Annotated in this window: 24 protein-coding genes and 1 other annotated feature; of the genes, 17 read left to right on the forward strand and 7 right to left on the reverse strand. The window is 43.0% G+C overall.

The annotated features are described in order from the left end of the window. Nucleotides 1-441: 441 nt before the first annotated feature. On the reverse strand, nucleotides 442-606 hold the full coding sequence (locus ACERC8_RS01705) for a hypothetical protein (protein WP_373658182.1): 165 nt from the start codon (nucleotides 604-606) through the stop codon (nucleotides 442-444). 243 nt (nucleotides 607-849) lie between these two features. Between ACERC8_RS01705 and ACERC8_RS01710 the strand changes: the two genes are divergently transcribed. From ACERC8_RS01710 to ACERC8_RS01735, 6 genes are all read left to right on the forward strand, one after another. Beyond that, the gene (locus ACERC8_RS01710; protein WP_373658183.1) at nucleotides 850-1,017 is read left to right on the forward strand and encodes a hypothetical protein; all 168 of its coding nucleotides are present in this window, start codon (nucleotides 850-852) and stop codon (nucleotides 1,015-1,017) included. 164 nt (nucleotides 1,018-1,181) lie between these two features. Further along, complete coding sequence (locus ACERC8_RS01715) at nucleotides 1,182-2,492, forward strand: serine hydrolase (protein WP_373658184.1); 1,311 nt, start codon at nucleotides 1,182-1,184, stop codon at nucleotides 2,490-2,492. 181 nt (nucleotides 2,493-2,673) lie between these two features. Then, nucleotides 2,674-3,603 (forward strand): HPr(Ser) kinase/phosphatase, encoded by a 930-nt coding sequence (hprK, locus tag ACERC8_RS01720; RefSeq protein ID WP_373658185.1) that lies wholly within the window; start codon nucleotides 2,674-2,676, stop codon nucleotides 3,601-3,603. Then, on the forward strand, nucleotides 3,600-4,379 hold the full coding sequence (gene lgt, locus ACERC8_RS01725) for a prolipoprotein diacylglyceryl transferase (RefSeq protein ID WP_373658186.1): 780 nt from the start codon (nucleotides 3,600-3,602) through the stop codon (nucleotides 4,377-4,379). The genes hprK and lgt overlap by 4 nt, the downstream gene beginning before the upstream one ends. An 11-nt stretch (nucleotides 4,380-4,390) precedes the next feature. After that, nucleotides 4,391-4,783: a DUF948 domain-containing protein gene (locus ACERC8_RS01730; RefSeq protein WP_018367773.1), complete on the forward strand. Its 393-nt coding sequence runs from the start codon at nucleotides 4,391-4,393 to the stop codon at nucleotides 4,781-4,783. Then, the gene (locus ACERC8_RS01735) at nucleotides 4,783-5,073 is read left to right on the forward strand and encodes a YtxH domain-containing protein (RefSeq protein WP_373658187.1); all 291 of its coding nucleotides are present in this window, start codon (nucleotides 4,783-4,785) and stop codon (nucleotides 5,071-5,073) included. Before ACERC8_RS01730 ends, ACERC8_RS01735 begins: the two co-directional genes overlap by 1 nt. A 33-nt stretch (nucleotides 5,074-5,106) precedes the next feature. Here the strand turns inward: ACERC8_RS01735 and ACERC8_RS01740 are convergent, their stop codons facing one another. Then, on the reverse strand, nucleotides 5,107-5,400 hold the full coding sequence (locus tag ACERC8_RS01740) for a DUF3270 family protein (RefSeq protein WP_373658188.1): 294 nt from the start codon (nucleotides 5,398-5,400) through the stop codon (nucleotides 5,107-5,109). Nucleotides 5,401-5,644: 244 nt separating this feature from the next. Between ACERC8_RS01740 and pepT the strand changes: the two genes are divergently transcribed. Together pepT and ACERC8_RS01750 are read left to right on the forward strand one after the other, a co-directional pair. Then, the gene (pepT, locus tag ACERC8_RS01745; RefSeq protein WP_373658189.1) at nucleotides 5,645-6,877 is read left to right on the forward strand and encodes a peptidase T; all 1,233 of its coding nucleotides are present in this window, start codon (nucleotides 5,645-5,647) and stop codon (nucleotides 6,875-6,877) included. Then, nucleotides 6,874-7,365: an EbsA family protein gene (locus tag ACERC8_RS01750; protein WP_018367777.1), complete on the forward strand. Its 492-nt coding sequence runs from the start codon at nucleotides 6,874-6,876 to the stop codon at nucleotides 7,363-7,365. The genes pepT and ACERC8_RS01750 overlap by 4 nt, the downstream gene beginning before the upstream one ends. Here ACERC8_RS01750 and ACERC8_RS01755 read toward each other — a convergent pair. Continuing rightward, complete coding sequence (locus ACERC8_RS01755) at nucleotides 7,351-7,545, reverse strand: ferredoxin (RefSeq protein ID WP_373658190.1); 195 nt, start codon at nucleotides 7,543-7,545, stop codon at nucleotides 7,351-7,353. The genes ACERC8_RS01750 and ACERC8_RS01755 overlap by 15 nt on opposite strands. Nucleotides 7,546-7,591: 46 nt before the next feature. On the opposite strand from ACERC8_RS01755, the gene ACERC8_RS01760 reads away from it, so the two are divergent. The 5 genes from ACERC8_RS01760 to rplT all read left to right on the forward strand — a co-directional run bounded on the left by ACERC8_RS01760 (nucleotide 7,592) and on the right by rplT (nucleotide 10,102). Next, nucleotides 7,592-8,065 carry an SAG1386/EF1546 family surface-associated protein gene (locus tag ACERC8_RS01760; RefSeq protein ID WP_373658191.1) on the forward strand — a complete coding sequence of 158 codons (474 nt, stop codon included), beginning with the start codon at nucleotides 7,592-7,594 and terminating at the stop codon, nucleotides 8,063-8,065. Between the two features lie 10 nt (nucleotides 8,066-8,075). Then, nucleotides 8,076-8,756, forward strand: coding sequence for a (d)CMP kinase (gene cmk / locus ACERC8_RS01765; protein WP_373658192.1), 681 nt, complete (start codon nucleotides 8,076-8,078; stop codon nucleotides 8,754-8,756). A 23-nt stretch (nucleotides 8,757-8,779) separates the two neighbouring features. Continuing rightward, nucleotides 8,780-8,905 (forward strand) — a sequence feature (ribosomal protein L20 leader region). Nucleotides 8,906-8,919: 14 nt separating this feature from the next. Next, nucleotides 8,920-9,450, forward strand: coding sequence for a translation initiation factor IF-3 (gene infC, locus ACERC8_RS01770; RefSeq protein ID WP_373658193.1), 531 nt, complete (start codon nucleotides 8,920-8,922; stop codon nucleotides 9,448-9,450). Between the two features lie 38 nt (nucleotides 9,451-9,488). Continuing rightward, entirely contained in the window at nucleotides 9,489-9,689 is a 201-nt protein-coding gene (rpmI, locus tag ACERC8_RS01775; RefSeq protein WP_018367781.1) for a 50S ribosomal protein L35, read from the forward strand. A 53-nt stretch (nucleotides 9,690-9,742) separates the two neighbouring features. Further along, complete coding sequence (rplT, locus tag ACERC8_RS01780; RefSeq protein WP_018367782.1) at nucleotides 9,743-10,102, forward strand: 50S ribosomal protein L20; 360 nt, start codon at nucleotides 9,743-9,745, stop codon at nucleotides 10,100-10,102. Nucleotides 10,103-10,143: 41 nt separating this feature from the next. Here the strand turns inward: rplT and ACERC8_RS01785 are convergent, their stop codons facing one another. The 3 genes from ACERC8_RS01785 to ACERC8_RS01795 all read right to left on the reverse strand — a co-directional run bounded on the left by ACERC8_RS01785 (nucleotide 10,144) and on the right by ACERC8_RS01795 (nucleotide 12,328). Then, a complete protein-coding gene (locus ACERC8_RS01785; protein WP_373658195.1) occupies nucleotides 10,144-10,986 on the reverse strand; it encodes a CPBP family intramembrane glutamic endopeptidase in 843 nt (280 codons plus the stop codon). Between the two features lie 19 nt (nucleotides 10,987-11,005). Further along, nucleotides 11,006-11,557: a TlpA family protein disulfide reductase gene (locus ACERC8_RS01790; protein ID WP_373658196.1), complete on the reverse strand. Its 552-nt coding sequence runs from the start codon at nucleotides 11,555-11,557 to the stop codon at nucleotides 11,006-11,008. Nucleotides 11,558-11,623: 66 nt separating this feature from the next. Further along, a complete protein-coding gene (locus ACERC8_RS01795) occupies nucleotides 11,624-12,328 on the reverse strand; it encodes a cytochrome c biogenesis CcdA family protein (protein ID WP_373658197.1) in 705 nt (234 codons plus the stop codon). Nucleotides 12,329-12,512: 184 nt separating this feature from the next. On the opposite strand from ACERC8_RS01795, the gene ACERC8_RS01800 reads away from it, so the two are divergent. The 3 genes from ACERC8_RS01800 to ACERC8_RS01810 are packed head-to-tail and all read left to right on the forward strand — an operon-like array spanning nucleotide 12,513 to nucleotide 15,928. Beyond that, nucleotides 12,513-13,832, forward strand: a complete 1,320-nt coding sequence (locus tag ACERC8_RS01800; protein WP_373658198.1) for an LCP family protein — start codon at nucleotides 12,513-12,515, stop codon at nucleotides 13,830-13,832. A 9-nt stretch (nucleotides 13,833-13,841) separates the two neighbouring features. After that, entirely contained in the window at nucleotides 13,842-15,425 is a 1,584-nt protein-coding gene (locus ACERC8_RS01805; protein WP_373658199.1) for a phosphatidylserine/phosphatidylglycerophosphate/cardiolipin synthase family protein, read from the forward strand. Nucleotides 15,426-15,448: 23 nt separating this feature from the next. Beyond that, nucleotides 15,449-15,928 (forward strand): hypothetical protein, encoded by a 480-nt coding sequence (locus tag ACERC8_RS01810; protein ID WP_373658200.1) that lies wholly within the window; start codon nucleotides 15,449-15,451, stop codon nucleotides 15,926-15,928. A gap of 287 nt (nucleotides 15,929-16,215) precedes the next feature. Here the strand turns inward: ACERC8_RS01810 and ACERC8_RS01815 are convergent, their stop codons facing one another. Then, nucleotides 16,216-20,739 (reverse strand): S8 family serine peptidase, encoded by a 4,524-nt coding sequence (locus tag ACERC8_RS01815; RefSeq protein WP_373658201.1) that lies wholly within the window; start codon nucleotides 20,737-20,739, stop codon nucleotides 16,216-16,218. Nucleotides 20,740-21,013: 274 nt separating this feature from the next. On the opposite strand from ACERC8_RS01815, the gene ACERC8_RS01820 reads away from it, so the two are divergent. Further along, nucleotides 21,014-22,090 carry an aspartate-semialdehyde dehydrogenase gene (locus ACERC8_RS01820; RefSeq protein ID WP_373658202.1) on the forward strand — a complete coding sequence of 359 codons (1,077 nt, stop codon included), beginning with the start codon at nucleotides 21,014-21,016 and terminating at the stop codon, nucleotides 22,088-22,090. Nucleotides 22,091-22,117 lie beyond the last annotated feature (27 nt).

The raw sequence follows: 22,117 nt of genomic DNA on the forward strand, positions 1-22,117 counted from the left end.
CACCTATGGTTAAGCGAGTTATCGCTTAACAAAAACACTTTATAAAAATTGTACAGAAAAGGGGTGCCTTTTCACCTGCTTGCTAAAATGTCAAAAGGGACAGACTCGAAGCTGAGTTTATAAAAGAGACCGTTTTTAAAGAGAAATTGAATAGTACTGTCAACGGTGTCGTCCCCTTGTAATTTTAAAAGAGCATAATACTCAAGTCGTCGATAATAAAGCGGTTCCCTACCTTGACTATCAAGGGGGTCGTAAAAGGTCAATAACTTCTGTAAATGGTCATCAATAGAAATCTTTTTTTGGAAGAGACACATCTGACAAAATTCGGCTCTTGACTTTTTTGATTTTGAAAATTTATCTAGAGAATCCTCAATCCAGGTTAAACTATTGCTAACTATAGCAAGTATATCATCTTTCCAATTCTTCATAATAGTGTCTTATTTAACTAAAAGCCAGAAGATTAAAATCTTGTAAATTGTCTTGTAAGGGATCGGTTTGCGTAATGACTACAAAAGCACCATCTTTACTAATAAATATTGTTACTCCACAGTTTATCGATAGCTCTTTAATATCGTCTGAAAATTTTGACAAAAAATTATTTTTCATATTTCTAAAATAGCATAAATTGGAGAGATGACAATCTTGCTTAAGAAAAGTTTACTAAATAAAAAGTATTCTGTCAATTAAAAAAGACAGAATTTTTAGTTTTTAGCTAATTATTTCATTGAAAATTCTAAAATGAAATTAGCCACTTGAGAGTATGAAAAAGTCTCTCAGAGCGATATAGTTGTAGTGCATGACAAATAACAATTACGGAGCCCCCCAAGAGACGAAGTAACAGTTGTTGCGATGATAGAACACACTGTGCATGCTGACCATGACCACGAACATGGCGAGGGCTGTAGTCATGAAGCGGTTGTTCACGACGATTATATTGACTATGTCCACGATGGTCACTTGCACCATAAGCATGACGACCACTGGGACGAATGCACGGTTAGTCATGAAGTGAGCTAGCGGTATCCGTCGTTCTAAGAGCAAACAGGTGAGGAAAAATTTGGGGAAGTTTTAAAAAGCAGCTGTCACCATACGTTATGTGACATCTGCTTTTTCTGATTTAAGTTGGAAAAAAAGAGATATTATGGTATAATAACTAAAAATTCTTATGCGGGTAAGGAGAAGTGAAATTGAAATACTTGAAATGGCTTAGTTTGTGGGTGTTTCCTTTACTAATGACGATGACTGTTTCTGCCAACGACGACTTGGTAAAAATGGCACAAGATTTAGGTTATCCGGCAACATCTGCTATTGCACCCAAGGGAGCGATTGTTATTGAAGCGGATACGGGTCAGATTATCTGGGGTCATGACATTGATTTGCAAAGCGATCCTGCGAGTACGACCAAAACTATGGTCATTTACCTCACAATGGAAGCGATAAAATCAGGTCAAATTTCTTTGGATACTGAGGTTGTAGCGACTGAAACGGACCAAGCGATTTCAAAAATTTTTGAGTTATCAAATAATAAAATAGTTGCGGGAGTAACTTATACGGTTCGGGAGTTGCTGACCATGACGGTTGTACCATCGTCAAATGTTGCAACCCTGATGTTAGCGCATTTAATTCATGATGGAACAGATGCCAGCTTTATCGAGCGAATGAACGCTACTGCTCAGGAGTTGGGAATGACCAATACGGTCTTCTATAATGGCACCGGTGCAGATATTATCTCATTCAAGGGTTATTATGCACCAGAAGGATATGACCCTGTACGCTATAATCTAACAACTGTCAAAGATTTAGCGATTTTAGCGCGAGCTTTATTGACCAAACACCCAGACATATTGGCATTTACCAATAGTGCTGAGGTGACTGTCAAATCAGGAACGCCTTATCAAGAGACCTTTAAAACCTACAATCATTCTTTACCAGGAGCTAGTCTGGCTTTTGAGGGAGTTGACGGCCTGAAAACAGGTTCCAGCCCAACTGCGGGTTACAATGCAATTGTCACTGCTAAACAAGGTGAACGACGTTTGATTGTCGTTGTGATGGGGGCAAGCAAGTGGGGGGATCCAGATGGGGAGCATGTGAGACATTACTTTGTTAATACGCTCTTAAATCACGGCTTCAAAGACTACGAAAAGAAAACCGTTCTGCCATCAGGAAGACAAGAAATAGAGGGAAAACCGTATCAAGTGCAGAAGCCCTTGGTGGTCACCCTAAAAAAAGCATCACCTCAACCAACTCTGGTCATTGACCATCAGCAGGCCACTGTAGCAGGTATTGCTGGTCTAACAGAAAGTATTGCCGTACCTATTGAGGAGGTTATCTCTTTATCAACAGAAAATAGCTCGAGCTCAGAACCTCCTATCAAAAAAGAAGCTGACGAGTGGGCGGCATATTTGAAAGTCATCGCTCTCGTGATTATTGTGATGATTGTAGTGGTGCTAGGGCTGATTATCCATGAGATAAAAAAACACCGTCATTCCTAAGTTGGGGTCAGGTCGTTTGAACACAAAGAAAGCAACAAATTGAGTCGATTATCAACTTAACAGTTCAGAGCAGGAAAGGCTGTCAACTTACTAGGTGAGCAGTCTTTCCTGCTTTTTTGTTTTACCGTAAAATCATGCATGTTTTGTGAATTTGTGGTAAAATGATAGAAAAGGAGAAAAAATGACAGTAACAGTAAAAATGTTAGCCGATAAGCTCAAGCTAAAGGTCATTTATGGAACGCCAGAGTTATTGGAAAAAACCATTACGACAGCGGATATTTCGCGACCGGGTCTTGAGATGACAGGTTATTTCGATTACTATACCTCTGAGCGCGTGCAACTCATCGGTATGAAAGAATGGTCATACATGATGACCATGACCATCCAAAACCGTTATGCCGTTTTGTGCCAGATGTTTCAACAAGAAACGCCAGCCCTTGTCGTGGCGCGTGATTTGGAAATTCCAAAGGAAATGCTACAAGCTGCTGAAGAAGAAGGCGTAGCTATTTTGCAAGGCAGAATGCCGACCAGTCGCTTGTCAGCCGTTATGTCATGGTATTTGGACACGTGCCTTGCAGAGCGGATTAGTGTTCACGGTGTGCTGATGGATATCTACGGCATGGGTGTTTTGATTCAAGGCGATAGCGGTATCGGTAAGAGCGAGACCGGGCTTGAATTGATTAAGCGAGGACACCGTTTAATAGCTGACGATCGTGTGGATGTCTATGCCAAAGATGAGGAGACCTTGTGGGGAGAACCTGCGGAAATCCTTCGCCACATGCTAGAGATTAGAGGCGTTGGTATTATTGATATTATGAGCCTTTATGGTGCTAGTGCGGTTAAGGATTCTTCACAAGTTCAATTAGCTGTGTATTTAGAACAGTCTTCTGAAATAGTCTTCGATCGTTTAGGCAATGGCAATGAAGACATTGAGCTTGCTGGTGTGAAGATTCCACGCGTGCGTATCCCTGTTAAAACAGGACGCAACGTTTCGGTGGTGGTTGAGGCAGCAGCGATGAACTATCGTGCAAAGCAGATGGGCTTTGATGCGACAAATACCTTTGAGGAACGCCTGACAGACCTGATTGCTAGAAATGGGGTGAACGCATGATTGATCCCGTTGCTGTTCAATTAGGCCCGATTAGCATCCATTGGTATGCGATTTGCATCGTGACAGGTCTGTTTCTTGCTGTTTACCTTGCCAAAAAAGAAGCACCACGCAAAAAAATAAAGCCAGACGATGTGATTGACTTTATTTTAATAGCTTTTCCGCTGGCCATCCTTGGGGCTCGGCTGTACTATGTCATTTTTCAATGGCAGGATTACGCAGCTAACCCTGTCAAAATTTTCGCTATTTGGGAAGGTGGACTTGCCATTTATGGGGGACTGATTACTGGTGCGATTGCCCTCTTTGTTTACTCCTACTACCATTTAATCGAACCGCTTGATTTTTTAGACATTGCAGCTCCAGGTGTGATGCTTGCTCAGTCTATAGGGCGTTGGGGCAATTTTATCAACCAAGAAGCTTACGGCAGTGCGGTTGATTCGTTGGCTTATCTGCCTGAATTTATCCAGAAGCAAATGTATATTGATGGTAGTTATCGTCAGCCGACCTTTCTTTATGAAAGCCTGTGGAATCTAGTTGGATTTATCCTTATCCTTATTTTGCGACGTCGCCCCCATCTACTTAGACAGGGTGAACCTACCTTCTTCTACCTGATTTGGTACGGAATAGGACGCTTTGTCATCGAAGGATTACGAACAGATAGTTTAATGTTCGCAGGTTTACGTGTGTCTCAATGGCTATCGGCCCTCCTAGTCATCGCAGGCTTTGCACTTGTTGTTTATCGTCGTTATAAACTTAACCCACCTTATTATCAAGAATAAAGGAGTATCTTATGGACTTAGTTGGAATCTCGTTACTTATTATTGCCATTGCTTTTGCTGCATTGGTTGTCTATCTCGTGATACTGTTAAAAAATGTCAATGAAACTGTCGGTGAAGTTCGCCAAACGGTCAAGCTCTTGACCAGTGACGTTGACACCACCCTTCACCATACCAATGCTTTACTAGCAAAGACGAATGTTTTAGTTGAAGATGTTAATGGGAAAATCAATACCATCGACCCAGTCTTTACAACTTTAGCAGATTTATCAGTCAGTGTGTCAGATTTAAATCAGCAGGCACGTAAATTAACTAGCAAAGCTAGCAACAGCAGTGCAAGCACATTTGGTAAGGTTGGCTCAGCAGCAGTTGTAGCTAGCAAATTATTTAAAGGGAGGAAAAAATAATGGGTAAATTATCTCGTAAAATCGGTTTAGGTCTGGTTCTTGGTGCCGCAGCCGGTCATTATCTGTCAACCGAAAAGGGTCAACAGCTAGTCATGAAAATAAAAAAAGGCTTATCCGCCTATCGTGAACAACCAAACTATTACCAAGAACAAGCCAAGGCTTTTGTTAGCGAACAAGTGGCTTATGTGAAAGAATTGGTCAAAGAAGAGTTTGGCGAGCCATCAGATGCCGAAATCCCTTCATCAGATGCTGAGGATATCATCATCACCTATACTGACGAAGACTTGTAACAAATAACTCACTCCTAGCACATTAGGAGTGAGTTATTTGTTATAATGATTAACAAGAAGTTCTTTGACGCTATAAACGGTCAATAAACTGCTCGCAATAGCAAGCGGTAAAGCAAAGAAGGCTGAGAGCTTAATCGCTAAGAAAAGGAAGGACAGCATAACCGTTAAGATGCAAAAAACTGACAGTTGAGCAAAAAATGCTAGTTCTTCAAAATCAATATCACTGGTGTTAAGATTAAGTTCATCAAATGTTTGGAATTTTGGGGTTTCTTGGATGATGTCGTCATTTAAGCGACTGTCATCGAGTTGTCTTAAGGGACTAGCCATACTTGCCTCCTTTCTATCATTCTTCTATGTGCTTCTATCATAACATAAAAAAGATGACTTTTTGTGATAAAAAGATTACAAAAATTTCTTTTATATTACAGATAAGAGACAAAAAACAATTGTTGCTGTAAAATGATTATATATCGGTTAAAGCTGTAAAATGATCATATATCGGTTAAAATTGGGAAATTTTTCCTATTTTTTGCTATAATTGTAGGAAAGAAGAAAAAGAAGAGGTAACACGATGACTTATCCGAATTTGTTGAATCGTTTCTTAGTTTATGTCAAAGAAAACACGCGTAGCAATCCTGCCAGCCAGACGACACCATCAAGTCAAAATCAGGTTGACTTTGCCTTAAATATTTTAAAACCTGAGATGGAGCGCATTGGTCTGACGGATGTCCATTATATTGAAGAAAACGGCTTTTTAATTGGAACTTTGCCAGCCAACGATCCAAGCTTCCTTTATAAGATTGGCTTCATCTCACACATGGACACTGCTGATTTCAATGCCGAAGGGGTAAAACCACAAATCATTGAAGATTATGATGGCGGTCATATTGAGCTGGGAACATCAGGTTATGTGCTATCTCCAGATGATTTTTCAAACTTGAATAAGTATCAGGGTCAAACGCTGATTACTACTGATGGTACAACCTTGCTGGGAGCTGATGATAAGGCAGGAATCGCTGAAATCATGACAGCTATGGAATACCTCATTGCTCATCCTGAGATTAAACACGGTGAGATTCGAGTGGGATTTGGTCCAGACGAAGAAATCGGTGTTGGTGCAGATAAGTTCGATGCGGCTGACTTTAATGTGGATTTTGCTTATACAGTTGATGGCGGGCCTCTTGGCGAATTACAATATGAGACCTTTAACGCAGCTGTAGCGGAGTTGACTTTCTTTGGTCGTAACGTTCATCCTGGCACAGCTAAAGATCAGATGATTAGCGCTCTTCAACTAGCGATTGATTTTCACAATCAGTTGCCTGAAAAAGACCGTGCCGAGCATACGGAAGGGCGCGAGGGCTTTATCCATTTGATGGACTTGTCAGGAAATGTCGAAGAAGCCAAAGCCACCTATATTATCCGAGATTTTGATGACGATGATTTTGACGGTCGCAAGATGCTTTTAGACCGCATTGCTGACCATATGAACGTTTTCTTTGGTATGGATCGCGTGGGTCTTGAGATCGAAGACCAATATTATAACATGAAGCGGATTATTGTCAGAGATATGACGCCGATTGAACTGGCTAAAAAAGCCATGGAAAAGCTGGATATCACTCCTATCATTGAACCAATTCGTGGTGGAACAGACGGTTCTAAAATTTCCTTCATGGGTATTCCGACACCGAACCTCTTTGCTGGTGGTGAGAACATGCATGGACGATTTGAGTATGTTAGTTTGCAAACCATGGAGAAGGCTGTTGATACCATTATCGGTATCGTCTCTCACAGGATTAACGCATGATTAAAATTTTTGGCAAAGTGCGTTACCACTGGCAGCCAGAGTTATCCTTAGCCATCATCTATTGGTCGCTGGCCTGGTTACCAACCTTTTTCGCTCTCTCTTTGATTTATGAACATAGCAGAGCGACGCATCTGATTTTTGGTGGTTTTTGGTTAACGGTTATCCTAACGATTTTTGGCTTTCATCGGTATTTTACTATCGGAGAGGATGGTTATCTTGGGATCACATCCCTCAATCCATTTACCAAGAAAAAAATACCGATTTCAGCCATTGAAAAGGTTGAAATTAGCAAGTATCGTGTGTCTTTACGCCTCACTGATCATCAAAAAAAGACCGTTTTCATGAGAAAATGGCCAAAAAAATATTTTTTAGATGCCTTGGCGATTCACCCAGCCTTCAACGGCGAAGTGGAATTACACGATAATTTGACCCGTCATGACTATTTCTGGGCTTATCGCAAAGATAAAAAACCTTCAGTCAAGGACTAACGCCTTGGTCGGGCAGGATTTAACAGCTAGTAGGGTATTGGGACTTTCTGGGAGAACCTTAACAAGGTCGTCACTGTCGGCAAACTTTACAATACCATCGTCATGGTAATCAAAAACAGCAGAATAGGTTTGGCAAAGACCACAGGCGATGCATTTTTCAGGAATCAAAGATACTTTCATAGCACTATTGTAATACGAAAACTTAGAATACACAAGAGGAAAACTGATGAAAAAATTATGGGATACCAAAGCCTTCTTGGCTGATGATAAATCAGGTCAAAAAAACAAGTCAATTGAATGGTTCAGTAGTTACTTTCTGACGATTTTATTGGCAGCTTTCTTGCTTATCGTGGTTTGTATACTGGTCTTTATTTTATGGACATCAAACGGCGGTAGCAATCAAGAACAAGCAGAACAAGCTTTTTATGATCCGAGCAAATCGAGCAGTTTAGTGTCATCAAGCACTGAGGCACCAAGTCAAACTGAAGAAAGAGAAACGACTGAATCAAGTACAGCTTCATCGACATCACCGTCAGCTACTGGCGAGACCCTAACAGTTATGTCTGGCGAAGGTGCTGGTCAGATTGCAGCACGAGCAGGAATTTCTCTCGAGCGTCTCTACGAGCTCAACCCAGACAAGATGGTAGGACCTGGTGGCACTTGGTGGGCAAATCCAGGTGACGTGGTTATCGTCAATTAGAAAGACAGGTATGAGAAAGATTAGAATTGCCATCGATGGACCTGCTTCAAGTGGTAAGAGTACCGTTGTAAAGATTTTAGCAAAAGAACTTGGTTACACCTACTTGGACACAGGTGCTATGTACCGCACAGCGACTTACCTAGCCTTGCGGGCAGGACTGAAAGGGCATCAGGTATCTGATATTTTGGCTTTGATCGATCAGTATCCAATTGGCTTTGGACTAGCAGAAGATGGCACGCAGACCGTCTTTGCTGGGGACGAGGACATCACCTTAGCCATTCGTCAAAACGACGTGACGGCCAATGTCTCTTGGGTTTCCGCATTGGCGGAAGTGCGAGAAAAACTGGTTGCGGAGCAACAGCGGATAGCCCGTGATGGAGGAATCATCATGGATGGTCGTGATATTGGTACAGTGGTCTTGCCTGATGCAGAACTCAAGGTTTTCTTGGTTGCGTCCGTTGAGGAAAGAGCTGAGCGCCGCTATAAGGAAAATATCGAAAAAGGTATTCCAGCAGACCTTAACCAGCTCAAGCAGGAAATTGCTGAGCGGGACTATAAGGACAGTACGAGAGCAGTTTCGCCGCTCAAACCAGCTGACGATGCGATTCATTTTGATACGACTGGGGTATCTATTGAGGGTGTCGTCGCATTTATCTCAAAAAAAGTAGCTGAAATCCTTGACAAGGACTAATAGATAACGTATAATAGTAACAATGAGAAAAGCAGAAGTGAGAACTTCTCGCCTTGCGACTTAGGTTGTCTGGCCCTGACATGTCAAGATTCCATCAGGAAGATTATGTGTGCGGGCTTGATTTATCAAGTCCGCTCTTGTTTTTCTCTAAAAATATGAAGAGGTGAAGAACATAGCTAAGAAGGATTTGTTCATTAATGACGAGATTCGCGTTCGCGAAATTCGTCTCGTTGGTCTTGAAGGTGATCAGTTAGGCATTAAGCCCCTGTCAGAAGCGCAAGCTCTTGCTGATCAGGCAAATGTCGATTTGGTTCTCATTCAGCCACAAGCCACACCGCCTGTTGCAAAAATTATGGACTACGGTAAGTTCAAGTTTGAGTATCAGAAGAAACAAAAGGAGCAACGCAAGAAACAGAGCGTTGTGACGGTTAAAGAAGTACGCCTCAGTCCAGTTATCGACAAAGGTGACTTTGAAACCAAACTCCGTAATGGTCGTAAGTTCCTTGAAAAAGGAAATAAGGTCAAAGTTTCTATCCGATTTAAGGGGCGTATGATTACCCATAAAGAAATCGGCGCTAAGGTGTTGGCTGATTTTGCTGAGGCGACCCAAGATATTGCCATCATTGAGCAACGCGCAAAAATGGATGGTCGTCAAATGTTTATGCAACTCGCACCGATTCCAGACAAGAAGTAACTTGTCGCCTGAAAAATTATTAAGAGGAGAAATCTATCATGCCAAAACAAAAAACACACCGCGCATCAGCAAAACGCTTTAAGCGTACTGGTTCAGGCGGTTTGAAACGCTTCCGTGCTTACACGTCTCACCGTTTCCACGGTAAAACTAAGAAGCAACGTCGTCAGTTGCGTAAAGCACGCATGGTTCACTCAGGTGACTTTAAGCGTATCAAGTCAATGTTGACGCGTCTTCGTTAATCTTAGCATTGACCCTTAGACAGATTAGAGATAGATATTTGGAGGAAAAATAAATGGCACGTGTTAAAGGTGGCGTTGTATCACGCAAACGTCGTAAACGTATTTTGAAACTGGCGAAAGGTTACTACGGAGCTAAGCATATCTTGTTCCGCACGGCAAAAGAGCAAGTGATGAACTCTTACTACTATGCTTACCGTGACCGTCGTCAGAAGAAACGTGATTTCCGCAAATTGTGGATTACCCGTATCAATGCAGCAGCTCGTCTTAACGGTTTATCATACTCTAAGTTGATGAACGGTTTGAAATTGGCTGAAATCGAAGTAAACCGCAAAATGCTTGCTGACCTGGCAGTGAACGATCCAGCAGCTTTCACAGCACTTGCTGATGCTGCTAAAGCAAAATTAGCAAAATAAAAAAAATAATCTGGAACATTTAGTTGTTCCAGATTATTTTTTTATAGTTCGGCTACAATGATTTCTTCAGTATCGTGTTTAAGTTCAGGTGTTTGCTCAATCGTCTTATCCATGTTGATAAGTGTCCATAAGGCTAGTCCGGCTAGAGGGACAAAGACAACGATAATCTCAATCCAGCTTCCAGAGCTGACCGGCTCATTAATGCTGGGCTGAAAATCGATAAGAAAATGAATTAGCATTGGCAACCAGAGGTTATTATACCCCACTCGCAGGGCCGCAAAGCTAAGACCAAAGCAGGTAGCGTAGAAAATCTGTTGAGCGACAGCAAGAGGCTCCGCTTGAGCAAGGTTTACAAGATGGAAGAGTCCAAATAAAACAGAAGTTGTCAGAGCAGTCTTGGTTAAGCTCTGCGATTGTGACCGAAAAAGTGAGAGAAAAGCGGTAAAGAATAGCCCACGTAACCAGATTTCCTCACCGATACCAGCAGTTGCAGCTGCCCAAAAACTTGGCAATATCAGTTCCCAACCGCCTTCAAATAGACCAATCAATCCAGGAATAAAACCGTTGTAAAATAATAGAGCAATGGCCGCGATAAGGTTGGCGTGAATGAGGTGGTTAATAGGTTTAGTCCAAACGATCTTGGGAGAAAAGAGTCGCTGTCCGTGGATGATTTTCCAAATAATAGCTGCAAAGATGAGCGTTAAGAAGAACATGACTTCTACCATGACCGTCTGACTTAGCATGGCAGAACGACCTGTTACCACCAAGAATAAAGAGACCGCTATTGATGATAAAATGATGGTAAAGAATCCGATGAATAAGAGTAGGGCTGCCTTGAAGAAGAGGCTTTTTGTATGTGTTTTAGAAATGATTGTATTGAACATAATGGTCGCCTCTTAGTTCTTAATTAGCTTCTTGAAGCAGCTTTGTCAAGATGTCTTCATTGGTGCTACCGAGCATGACTTGACCAACTGTACCGTCACTGTTGATGATGATATGAGTTGGGAAAGACGTGATGCCAAATTGACTTGCAAAACTATCTTTTGTGTCAAAAAGAACAGGATAGGTTATCTTACTGTCTTTGGCAACTGAGAGAATTTCTTGTTCACTGCTGTCCATTGGGCGTTGATTGTTAAACTTATTGTCGTTGGGAGAAACGACGGACAAGAAAACATAGTCGTCTTTATCTTTAAAGTTTTGGTAGACTTTTTCCAATTCAGGAATTTCTTGTTTGCATGGTCCGCACCAACTGGCCCAGACATTGATGTAGATTTTTTTGCCAGCATAGTCTTTAAGGGAAACCGACTTGCCATCTTTGTCGACGAGAGTGACATCTGGCGCAACTTGTCCCTTGCTAATGCCAATCGGTTCTTGACTTGGTAGGAGGAGTGAGCAACCACAAAGTGTGAAAAGGGCGACAGCCATCATGATGGCGAATTTAAATGATTTAAACATGATAGACTCCTTTAGTATGGTAATTAGTTGTTGTTTTTGATGATAGGTATTGACCTGATAACCATGTTAATGGAAGAAACGGCTGATTGTAGTGAATTGGCCTGTGATAATAGACAGCCCGATAAGAATCAGCAAGATACCAGAAATGCGTTTTGTGTGTTTCATCAGATGTTGGTGCTTTTTGAAATAGGCAAGAACTTTTTGAGAAAAGAAAGCAACTAAAACAAAGGGCAGGATGAAACCTAGGCAGTAGACGCTGATTAAAAGAACGCTAAATATCCCCTGATGGCTACTGGCGTAGAGAAAAGCGCTAGCAAGGATAGGACCGATACACGGTGTCCAGGAGAAGCTAAACGTAAATCCCATAAGAGTAGCAAGCAAAGGTGTGACCTGTTGTCCAGCTTGATAGACTTTGTGTTTGGCTGAAAACTCTCGCTTGGTCAGCATGGTTTGAAAGAGGTCAAGCTGGATTAGCCCCATGATGATGATGAGCAGGCCTCCGATGAGCTGAATCGTTTGCATGTGCTGGGTCAAGAGACGACTGAGCAGGCTGCTAGCAAATCCTAGAACAAAAAAGGTCAGAGTAATACCTAAAACAAAGCAAAGGGTGTTGACCAGGATGCGTCGCTGAACAGAGGAATGTTCTATTTTTTCAGATGACACTTGTCCTCCTAAAATACCAATATAAACTGGTAAAATAGGCAAAACACAGGGAGAAAAGAAGGATAATAGCCCTTCTGCAAATAGCGCTAATAATTTGAAAATACCCATAGGCGATACCTCTTTTATATCAATGTTTTTATGTACCCATAAGATAACACAAAAAGCGACCTTTGTCAAGATACACTTGATTTCTATCGATGCAATTGTTCATGAAGAAAGCGCAAACATACCTATGTAAGCGTTGTAACAGTTGACAGCAACGGCTGTTAAGTATAGAATGGAAAGTAACTGAATGAAAAGAGAACAATCCATGAAAAAGAGTGCTTTTCTGTCTCGGCATGAGCAGTTACGATATGATTATTTAACACAAAATATCCATTTTTTGGGTGAAAAAGAAAAAGCTGAGCTGACTTATTTGTCTGCAAAGGCTGAAGGAAATGAACCAAGAGTCGTTTCTTATGCTCAAGAAGAAAATCAGTTGACGGATAGACAATCTGAACTGTCCTCTCTGCGAAACTTAGAGTTAACGGATGAGAGACCTAGACGGTCGAAAAAGTCTGTCAATAAACAAGTTTCTGCACCAAAGAAGCCTGTAAAAAAGACCAGCTTTGGTCTTAAAGTGAAACGATTTGTCAAAGTAACCGTGGCTCTCATGTTGTTACTTGTCATTGGGATGGCAGTGATGTTTTTCAAGGGCTTGTTTGGTGTGACCTCAGGTCAAGAGAACTTAAAACCAGCCATGACAGAGTATTTTGCTGGTGAAAAGACTGCCGATGGGGTTAACATCCTGATTTTAGGTAGTGATAAGCGCATCACGGAAGAATCAACAGAAGCCAGGACAGACACCATTATGGTGATGAATGTCGGTAATAGTTCAGGCAAGGTAAAGCTAGTCAGCTTTTTGAGAGATACCCTGGTGAATATTGAGGGAGCTTCTTATGAAGGCATGGCTGATCACAAGTTGAATGCAGCCTTTACCATCGGTGAACAGGATAATAGCCAAGGGGCGGAATATGTGCGTCAAGTCTTGAAAAATAACTTTGACATCACTATTGAATATTACATCATGATTGACTTTGAAACCTTTGCTCTGGCAGTTGACACCCTCTTTCCTAATGGTGTAGAGATGGATGCAAAGTTTTCAACTGTGAATGGTGAGGTTGTTGGTGCTGTTGATGTGCCGGATGACTTGGGCTTTGCTTCTGGCGGTAGCCTTTATCAAACGATTCAGGTTGGTCCTCAACGGATGGATGGTAAAACGTTGCTTAACTATGCGCGTTTCAGAAGTGATGACGAAGGAGATAATGGTCGAACGCGTCGCCAACAGGAAGTTATGCAGGCTGTCCTATCCCAGATAAAAGACCCGACCAAGCTCTTTACAGGCTCTGAGGCTCTGGGAAAAATTTACGCATTAACCTCGACCAATATATCATTTCCTTTCATCCTATCTAATGGGCTTTCTGGCTTGACGGCAAGTCAAAAGGGCATTGAACGGATGAGTATTCCTGAGCAGGGAGACTGGATAGATGAGTATGACCTGTATGGTGGTTTAGGTCTACTGATTGATTTTGAGGCTTATAAGCAGCGTTTAGCTGAATTAGGCTTACGTTAGGGAGATGATATGGAAGAGAAAAAGCGCAAAGTCAAGTTAAAAGCCATTCGCTTGTTAAAAAAGGATAAGCTCTTCAGTGCGGTATTTAGCCGAGCGACGATTGTTTTTATCTTAATCCTTTTGCAATTATGGCTAATCTCCATTTCTTTTGGTTGGTTATTGGGAGAGTATCGGGTATTCTTTCAAATTTTTGAGGCTGTTATCACGGTTGCCAGTGTCCTTTATCTGGTCAACAGCCGTATGGATACGACTTCAAAAATTACCTGGTTAGTGATGATTATGCTGGCTCCACTACTTGGTTCCTTGTTTCTATTATATACCAAGCAGGATTTGGGTTATCGAACCTTGAGGAGACGTTTGAAAGAGGTTATTTTAAATAGCTCAAATCTTTTAAAGCAGGACGAGGAGGTTGTCCAAGAGCTCAGTACACAGCACAGCACAGCTTATAATCTTGTCGAATATTTGAGACGTAGCGATAATAAGTTTCCTGTTTATAAAGGGACATCGGTCACCTACTTGCCGACAGGTGAGAGCTTTTTTGCCAAGATGAAAGAAGAAATGCTCAAGGCTAAACAGTTCATCTTTTTGGAGTACTTTATCATTGATGAAGGGCTGATGTGGGGCGAAATTCTAGCCATTTTAAAGCAAAAAGCTAGTGAAGGGGTCGAAATCCGAGTGCTCTACGATGGGATGAACGAGCTGTCTCGCCTGTCCTTCGATTACACTGAGCGTTTGGGCAAATTAGGCATACAAGCGAGGGCTTTTGCTCCCATTACGCCCTTTCTATCGACCTACTACAACTATCGGGATCATCGTAAGATTTTAGTCATTGATGGACAGGTGGCTTTTAACGGTGGTGCCAACCTAGCAGATGAATACATCAATGAAATCGAGCGTTTTGGGCATTGGAAGGATGCAGGTGTCCTCTTAAAAGGTCCTGCTGTTGATAGTTTTACGGTGCTGTTCCTACAGATGTGGACAAGCATGGGAAGCGATGAATCGCTTGCGCCTTATATCGGCTTATCCCAACCAGTTAACAAGGCTGATGGTTATGTGATACCATACGGGGATTCTCCTCTTGATCGTGATAATGTTGGTGAAAATGTCTACATTGACATGTTAAACCATGCGAGAGAATACGTCCATATCATGACACCATATCTGATTTTGAGCAGCGAATTAGAACATGCTATTCGCTTTGCTGCGGAGCGAGGAGTTGATGTCAAGCTCATGATGCCAGGGATTCCGGATAAAAAAATTCCTTATGCTCTGGCAAAAACCTATTACAAAATTCTCATGGAATCAGGAGTGGAGATTTACGAGTACACGCCAGGATTTAATCACTCTAAGGTCTTTGTAGCAGACGGTGTTAAGGCTGTTGTTGGCACCATAAACCTTGATTATCGTAGCCTCTACCATCACTTTGAGTGCGCAACTTATCTCTACCGTTCACCAGCAGTCGCAGCTGTTGAAGCAGATTTTCAACAAACTCTGCTACTTTGCCACCGTGTGACACCAGATGAGCTGTCACAATTACCGATTCTTATGAAATTAACAGGTGTATTCGCTAAAGTCGTTGCACCGCTATTGTAACTAAGGAGTTATAAGGAGATCTTATGTTTAAGAAAATTTTTCAAGCATTTAAAGCTAAAACTGCGCAAAGTTCCCAGTCAACTTTGGTAGATGATTTGCCAGAAGCCATCGAGTGGACGGTAGACAATCTGACAGCTTCTGGTTATCTGGCTGACTTTAGCTTATCAAGCATCGCAGCATTGGATGACTTCTTTGAAACGGAGAAGCAGGAAGGCGGAGTTCTTAGACGACCAGATGGTGGGATTATTTTATTTGCTGTTGCGGCCTATCTAGGTGAAACCTTGATTGCTAACTATGGTGGCAAATGGGAACTGAGCGATGAAGTCTCAGAAGATGATTTGGACATGGTTCTGATACTGGATGGTAAGCCATTTTATCCTGTTAGAGTCTGCCAGCAACGACTAAAGACAGCCTCACCTGATGGGCTACAAAGAGCTGTTACCGAGTTTTTTCAACCAGTAGAACACAGGCCTTTACAAAATGACACAAATGAGTTAGAATAAAAATATGCGATGAGCCGAATTTGGTCACTGACCAAATTTACGCTAGGGAGGTCATAAAGGCAGGAGCCGACCTTGATGAGTTGTGTGAACCAACTGATCTCATCTCGTTTGAGATGCCCTTTCCCCCTTTGTGGGGGATTTTTTGTGTCTAAGAAGCGCAACAGGAGTTGTAGCTTATAAAGCTCCCTTGCCTAGCTGTATACTCTTCTAGGCTGGTCTTGGTTTTATTCGGGTATCAAAAAATCCCTCGATTATCAGGTCGAGGGATTTTGAGTCATAAGAGAGCCTTAGTTTTTCTTGCGACGAGTCAAGTAGTAGGCTGCAAGAGCGGTCATGCTAGCACCGATAAGTGTCAAGACACTTGTCTGGTCACCTGTCTCTGGCAGACTGGCTTTGTGAGAAGTAGCTGCTGCATAAGTTGCTAGATTGCTTGTAGCTGCTGGACGGGGAGCAGGAGCAGCTGGGTTAACGAAGACTTGCCTGTCAGTATTAACCAGCTGGTCAGCAAGTTTGTCCTTAGGATGATCTGGTGTTGAGGTATCTTTGCCACCCTGAACATCAGATGTTTCCTTATCTTTATCCTTCTGGTTATCAGGTGTTTCTTTATTTTCGTCCTGATTGGTAGGAGGTGTAGCAGGTTCCTCATTCTTGACAGGGAAACTGTTCTTATCCAATGGATTGGTGTTAGCATCCAGTTCTTGGCGGTTTGTGAAGCCATCCCCATCATAGTCAGCTTCTAAATCAAAGACTGGTTTATCGTCGTTAAGATTTGGATAACCGTTGTTGGCATTGTCACCAGTTGAGGTTTGTGGGTAAGTACCTGCGTGGAACGGATCGGTGCCTGCTGCCATTTCTTCTGCTGTAGTGAAGCCATCCCCATCATGGTCAGCATTGAGGTCAAAGGCTGGTAAGTCGTCAGCAGTTTCTGCTGCTCCTCCATTTTCTTGGTCACCTTTGGCTGTTTGAGGATAAGATGTAGCATCGGCAGGATCTGTTCCCAGAGTCAGTTCCTCTTGGTTAGAGAAACCATCATTATCTAGGTCAGCATTGGGGTCAAAGGCAGGCAAGTCGTCAGCAGTTTCTGCTGCTCCTCCATTTTCCAAATTACCTTTAGCTTGGAGGGACAGATTTTTAACAGTCAGTTTATCACCTGCGATGGTGTAGGTGAGGTTCTCAATAACGATAGGCTCACCACTTGAGAGGTCGACAGCCTGGTAGCCTGCTGGTAACTCGATGCTAATGGTGTAATCACCAGAGACGATTTTCTTCTCAAAGATGTCCTTGGTGTAACGACCTTGAGGGAGCTCGGTGCGTTTGCCCTTGCTGTCAACGAGGTAAACTTTAGTCCCTACTGGTGGAATGGTGTCAAAGTCCACTGCGAAACTTGTGCGAGACAGTGGTGTTGCCTTGAAGTAGACACCAACCAATGAATGTTCTTCATCAACGGTGAAGGATTTGATGCGTTCATCAATCAAATAGGCTTCATCTTCATCGTGAAGAATCAATTCAACAGTGTAGTCTCCAAATGGGAGGCTGTGGAAAGGTTCGGCAGGGTTGACAGAGGTTGTTTCAGCAGTAACATCGTTGCCTTCTGAATCACGGATAATGTAGCGGAAATCTGCTTCAATCAATTGCTGTGTTTCTGGATTTGAGATACCCAGACGGACTAATCCGCTTTCTGTTCCACCTTGGACAATCTCTGGTAGGACAGCCGACCAAGAGTTTCCTGCACGGTTTTCGATGCGGTACCAGAAATCAGTGATGCGGAGTTCTTTTCCGTTGATGTCGTGTGTCGGCAGGGTGTAAACGCCGTTTTCATCTGGCTTGATGTAGATACGGACGGTGTTTGACCGCGTTACTTCACGACCATTTTTGAGGACTTCCTTGTAATCCTCGGCATTGACATTATAGTAGAGGGTTTCACGATAAATCTCGGTTGCTCCCCATGCAATACCTGGACGTGGTTTGAAAGTACGCGCGTCTTCATCGTAGATTGAAGCAGTGGTAATGGCAGGGCGTGAGGTATCAATCAAGATGTTAAAGCTTATTTCCTGAGATTTTGCACCAGGAACGGTTGGACGATAAGTTACGACGTAGACATATTTACCATCTGGAAGAACCTTGCCGTTATTGTCTTTACCAGCCCAAAGCGTGTTATCAAGAATAGTTGATTTGGAGTTGGCAGGTTTGCCGCCGTAGTAGTTTTTAGTTCCTGCTAGGCTATTCTCGCTGACCCAAACAGGATTAGTACGGTCGATGTCTTCGTCGCGATAAACAGCTGCAGTAACATCTGTAAAGTTCCGTAGCATGACAGCACGTAGCATGACAGCATCACGGTTATTATCACCGTTTGGTGAAATAATGTAGTATGGCTTACCTGTTTCATCACGGTAGAGGATATACTTGCCGTCACTATCTAAGTAAGTTCCAGCAATAATCGGTGTTTCTGGCGTGTAGATCCCCTTATTGTGGTCCCATTCGGATTCTGATGTCAAGAGTGTGGTGTACTCTTCGCTTTCAGTGAAATTCAGCTCGTCTATTTTTGAGCCTTCTTTGCGTTCAGGATAGTAGAACGGCAGGTCACCGTTATTAAAGTCAAATTCACCGATTGGTTTTTCGATAACAGCTAGGTTTTCAAATGCTCCCTTGAAACCAACAAAAGGAATGCTGACCTCATCACCGCCGTCAACAGGGTTGACAAAGCGCACAAAGCCCTCAAGGAAATAACCATTGACCATGAGTTTGCTGAGCTCTTCTGTAAAGGCTGAGCTGTCCACAGTAATCGGAATCAAGACACTGCTGTTGGCAGCTACTGTGACCGTTCCGGTTGTTTGGTTCAGTTCACGTGGTTTGAGGGTGACGCGACCGTCAACAATCTCATCAGTATTCAGGTGAGTGATGTAGTTGAGGGTCTTGTCGCTGTTTGAGGTGTTATACAGACGCACATTAAAAGTAAAGCTGTCATCAACATTCCCCAGAACGATGCTGGTCAGGTCATCGTCGCCTGTCAAGTAAAGGTCAGAGTGAATAGCCTTGTGGGTATCTGCGATACCAGCACCTTGTTGACGAGGAGAAGTATAGGCCTGAGTATCAGTGTTAAAGTGTGGCAGAGCAGTGCTCATCAAAAGCTGTTTGATACGAATTTGCAGATCCTCAGGGCTTAAATCAGGGTATTTTTTCTGAAGAGCCTGTTTCATGAGGACAATAACACCAGCGATATGTGGCGATGCCATGCTGGTACCGTCCATGCTTGCATAACCATTGTTGTTAATGGCAGAGTAAATCGCTCCACCTGGTGCAGAGACATCAGGTTTTAATTCACCATCAGCAGACAAGCCCCAGCTGGTAAAGTCAGACATTTTTCCAGCTTCAGGATTGACCACCGTTTCGTAGGCTTTGTTGAACTGGAACTTGTACTTGCCTGTGCCTGACTCTTTAGCTAACTCTTCACCGAATTGGATAGGGATAAAAATTGATGGGTAAAGCGCTGTTTCAGGTCCAGGGATGTTCATGGTGAAGTCCAGTGTTTGGGTCACGTTGTTGAAGACCACAGCACCGATAGCTCCAGCTTTTTTAGCATTGGCTACCTTGTCAGCAAAGCTGATTTCACCACGTTTGATGAGGGCGATTCTGCCAGTTAAGTCCTGTCCTTCAAAGTCTTCGGTTTTACCTAGTCCAACATAGAGGTAGTCATAGGCTACATTTTCAGCGAACTCTTTTTTACTGTTTGACCCCTTGGTAAAGTTGACCTTACCAAAGTTGAGCTCAGCATTATCTTCCATACCGAGAATGGTGGCAACTTCACGAGTGAGGTGGGTGTTGTTATAAGAAGCGACCGCAATACCATCTCGGGCTGTGGCTGGTGTTGCAACAACAGCATAGTCAGGGTTATCGGCGTAAGGCAAGGATTTACCGTCCCCAAATACCGTATCGTTACCTGCTGCAATGACAACGGTAACCCCTTTTTTACGAGCATCATCAATGGCACGCGTGATGTGGTCGCCAACATCAATCAGGGAGCCGTTTGGTGACCCCAGACTGAGGTTGATTGAGTCAGCACCGAGTTTAACGGCATCTTCGATAGCACGAGCGTAGAGAAACGGAGCTGTACCCCCGCCACGAGTATCAGAAAAGACCCGCATAAACATCAACTGGGCTTCTGGGGCAACCCCAACGATGCGTGTACCACTGCTATCCGTTTGAGTCGGATTACCCACTGAGATACCAGAAACGTGCATACCGTGAGAACGCACATCGCTTTCTTTTAGTTCGGTATTGCTGTCAGTATAGTTGTAGCCAAAAACAACCTTGTCGTTGTACCATTGACCGTAGTTGATACCAGCTTCAGCTTTCTTGGCCTCCATTTCCTCTTCGCTCTTGAATTTAGCAGTGGAAATATCGCTAAGGGTCAAGGCATTGTGCTCAACGTCAAGCCCTGAGTCGATAACAGCAACGACCATGCCTTGCCCCTTGATGTTTTCTTCCCAGACAGGCTGGACATTGATAATAGCATTGCTTTCAACAGATAGGGTCTCGGCTTCTGTTTTAGCATAAAGCTCAGCAAGAGCAAAGTTTGGCTGATTGCTCTCTGATGACGTGGTGCTTGCTTGTGGCTCTGGTGAAATCGCAGAGCTGGTAGCCGTTTCAGCTGTAGTGCTGTCAGAAACAGCTGTGATGGCTGGGCTAGTAGAAGCAATAGTCACATCATCATTAGCAGCTACTGAGTAGCTATTCAGACTAAAGGCTACCAAGGCAGTAAGCAAGGTAGGGCCTAATAGCCTAACTTTTGATGTCATTTGACGACTCATCATCAAACCTCCTAAACATAATTTCCTGAAAAAAATCTTAAAGTCAGGTAAGATGAATTATCGCACATTTTTTTATATTCTGCAAGAGATTATTTAAATTTTTTTCAGAAAATTAGCAAAAAGTGAATAATTGAGTGATTTGCAAAAATAATCTCTTTTCATTGTTAAAGAAAAATAGTATAATTAGGCGTATCAGCAAAGACTGCTGGAAATAAAATTATCTAAAAAAGATAACGGATAAAATTTTTACTAACCTGTAGAAAAAAGAGGTAAAGACATGGGCTATACAGTTGCCGTTGTTGGTGCGACAGGCGCCGTTGGAACACAGATGATTAAGATGTTGGAGGAGAGCACGCTTTCGATTGACCAAATTAAGTTGCTGTCGTCAGCTCATTCTGCTGGTAAGACCTTGACTTATAAGGGACAAGAGGTGACGGTCGAGTTGACCACAGAAGATAGTTTTGAAGGCGTTGATATTGCCCTCTTTTCAGCTGGTGGGTCGACATCGGCTAAGTTTGCACCTTATGCGGTGAAAGCAGGTGCTGTAGTGGTGGACAACACCTCTTACTTCCGTATGAATCCAGATGTGCCTTTGGTTGTTCCAGAGGTCAATGCCCATGCCATGGATGACCACAAAGGCATTATCGCTTGTCCAAACTGCTCCACCATCCAGATGATGGTGGCACTGGAGCCTGTCCGTCAGCAGTGGGGCTTGGAACGCATCATCGTGTCAACCTACCAAGCGGTCTCTGGGGCAGGTATGGGAGCTATCTTGGAAACACAGGCGCAGTTGCGTGCGGTGTTGAATGACGGCGTGGCACCAAAAGAGGTAGAAGCAAACATCCTTCCTTCAGGTGGCGATAAGAAGCACTACCCTATTGGCTTTAATGCACTGCCACAAATCGACCTCTTCACGGACAATGCCTACACCTATGAAGAGATGAAGATGACCAAGGAAACCAAGAAAATCATGGAAGATGACAGCATTGCTGTTTCTGCGACCTGTGTGCGGATTCCAGTTCTCTCTGCCCACTCTGAATCTGTCTACATCGAAACCAAGGAAGTCGCAGACATTGAAGCGGTAAAAGCAGCGATTGCGAGCTTCCCAGGTGCTGTTTTAGAAGATGATATTGCAAACCAAATCTACCCACAAGCCATCAATGCGGTCGGTAGCCGTGATACCTTTGTTGGTCGTATTCGTAAGGATTTGGACAAGGAAAATGGCATTCACATGTGGGTGGTATCTGACAATCTCCTCAAAGGTGCTGCTTGGAATTCTGTTCAAATCGCTGAGACCCTTCACGAGCGTGGTTTGGTGAGAAAAACGGACGAGCTCGTATTTGAGTTGAAGTAGAGTGATGAGATGGCTGGCAAAATCGTC

This window comes from Streptococcus sp. E29BA, assembly GCF_041807805.1.
Lineage (GTDB): Bacteria > Bacillota > Bacilli > Lactobacillales > Streptococcaceae > Streptococcus > Streptococcus entericus.

Excerpts from the sequence above, each read along its gene's own strand:
- ACERC8_RS01705 (WP_373658182.1), bottom strand. The coding sequence starts at position 606 with ATGAAAAATAATTTTTTGTCAAAATTTTCAGACGATATTAAAGAGCTA.
- ACERC8_RS01710 (WP_373658183.1), top strand. The coding sequence starts at position 850 with ATGATAGAACACACTGTGCATGCTGACCATGACCACGAACATGGCGAG.
- hprK (WP_373658185.1), top strand. The coding sequence starts at position 2,674 with ATGACAGTAACAGTAAAAATGTTAGCCGATAAGCTCAAGCTAAAGGTC.
- lgt (WP_373658186.1), top strand. The coding sequence starts at position 3,600 with ATGATTGATCCCGTTGCTGTTCAATTAGGCCCGATTAGCATCCATTGG.
- ACERC8_RS01730 (WP_018367773.1), top strand. The coding sequence starts at position 4,391 with ATGGACTTAGTTGGAATCTCGTTACTTATTATTGCCATTGCTTTTGCT.
- ACERC8_RS01735 (WP_373658187.1), top strand. The coding sequence starts at position 4,783 with ATGGGTAAATTATCTCGTAAAATCGGTTTAGGTCTGGTTCTTGGTGCC.
- ACERC8_RS01740 (WP_373658188.1), bottom strand. The coding sequence starts at position 5,400 with ATGGCTAGTCCCTTAAGACAACTCGATGACAGTCGCTTAAATGACGAC.
- pepT (WP_373658189.1), top strand. The coding sequence starts at position 5,645 with ATGACTTATCCGAATTTGTTGAATCGTTTCTTAGTTTATGTCAAAGAA.
- ACERC8_RS01750 (WP_018367777.1), top strand. The coding sequence starts at position 6,874 with ATGATTAAAATTTTTGGCAAAGTGCGTTACCACTGGCAGCCAGAGTTA.
- ACERC8_RS01755 (WP_373658190.1), bottom strand. The coding sequence starts at position 7,545 with ATGAAAGTATCTTTGATTCCTGAAAAATGCATCGCCTGTGGTCTTTGC.
- ACERC8_RS01760 (WP_373658191.1), top strand. The coding sequence starts at position 7,592 with ATGAAAAAATTATGGGATACCAAAGCCTTCTTGGCTGATGATAAATCA.
- cmk (WP_373658192.1), top strand. The coding sequence starts at position 8,076 with ATGAGAAAGATTAGAATTGCCATCGATGGACCTGCTTCAAGTGGTAAG.
- rpmI (WP_018367781.1), top strand. The coding sequence starts at position 9,489 with ATGCCAAAACAAAAAACACACCGCGCATCAGCAAAACGCTTTAAGCGT.
- rplT (WP_018367782.1), top strand. The coding sequence starts at position 9,743 with ATGGCACGTGTTAAAGGTGGCGTTGTATCACGCAAACGTCGTAAACGT.
- ACERC8_RS01785 (WP_373658195.1), bottom strand. The coding sequence starts at position 10,986 with ATGTTCAATACAATCATTTCTAAAACACATACAAAAAGCCTCTTCTTC.
- ACERC8_RS01790 (WP_373658196.1), bottom strand. The coding sequence starts at position 11,557 with ATGTTTAAATCATTTAAATTCGCCATCATGATGGCTGTCGCCCTTTTC.
- ACERC8_RS01795 (WP_373658197.1), bottom strand. The coding sequence starts at position 12,328 with ATGGGTATTTTCAAATTATTAGCGCTATTTGCAGAAGGGCTATTATCC.
- ACERC8_RS01800 (WP_373658198.1), top strand. The coding sequence starts at position 12,513 with ATGAAAAGAGAACAATCCATGAAAAAGAGTGCTTTTCTGTCTCGGCAT.
- ACERC8_RS01805 (WP_373658199.1), top strand. The coding sequence starts at position 13,842 with ATGGAAGAGAAAAAGCGCAAAGTCAAGTTAAAAGCCATTCGCTTGTTA.
- ACERC8_RS01810 (WP_373658200.1), top strand. The coding sequence starts at position 15,449 with ATGTTTAAGAAAATTTTTCAAGCATTTAAAGCTAAAACTGCGCAAAGT.
- ACERC8_RS01815 (WP_373658201.1), bottom strand. The coding sequence starts at position 20,739 with ATGATGAGTCGTCAAATGACATCAAAAGTTAGGCTATTAGGCCCTACC.
- ACERC8_RS01820 (WP_373658202.1), top strand. The coding sequence starts at position 21,014 with ATGGGCTATACAGTTGCCGTTGTTGGTGCGACAGGCGCCGTTGGAACA.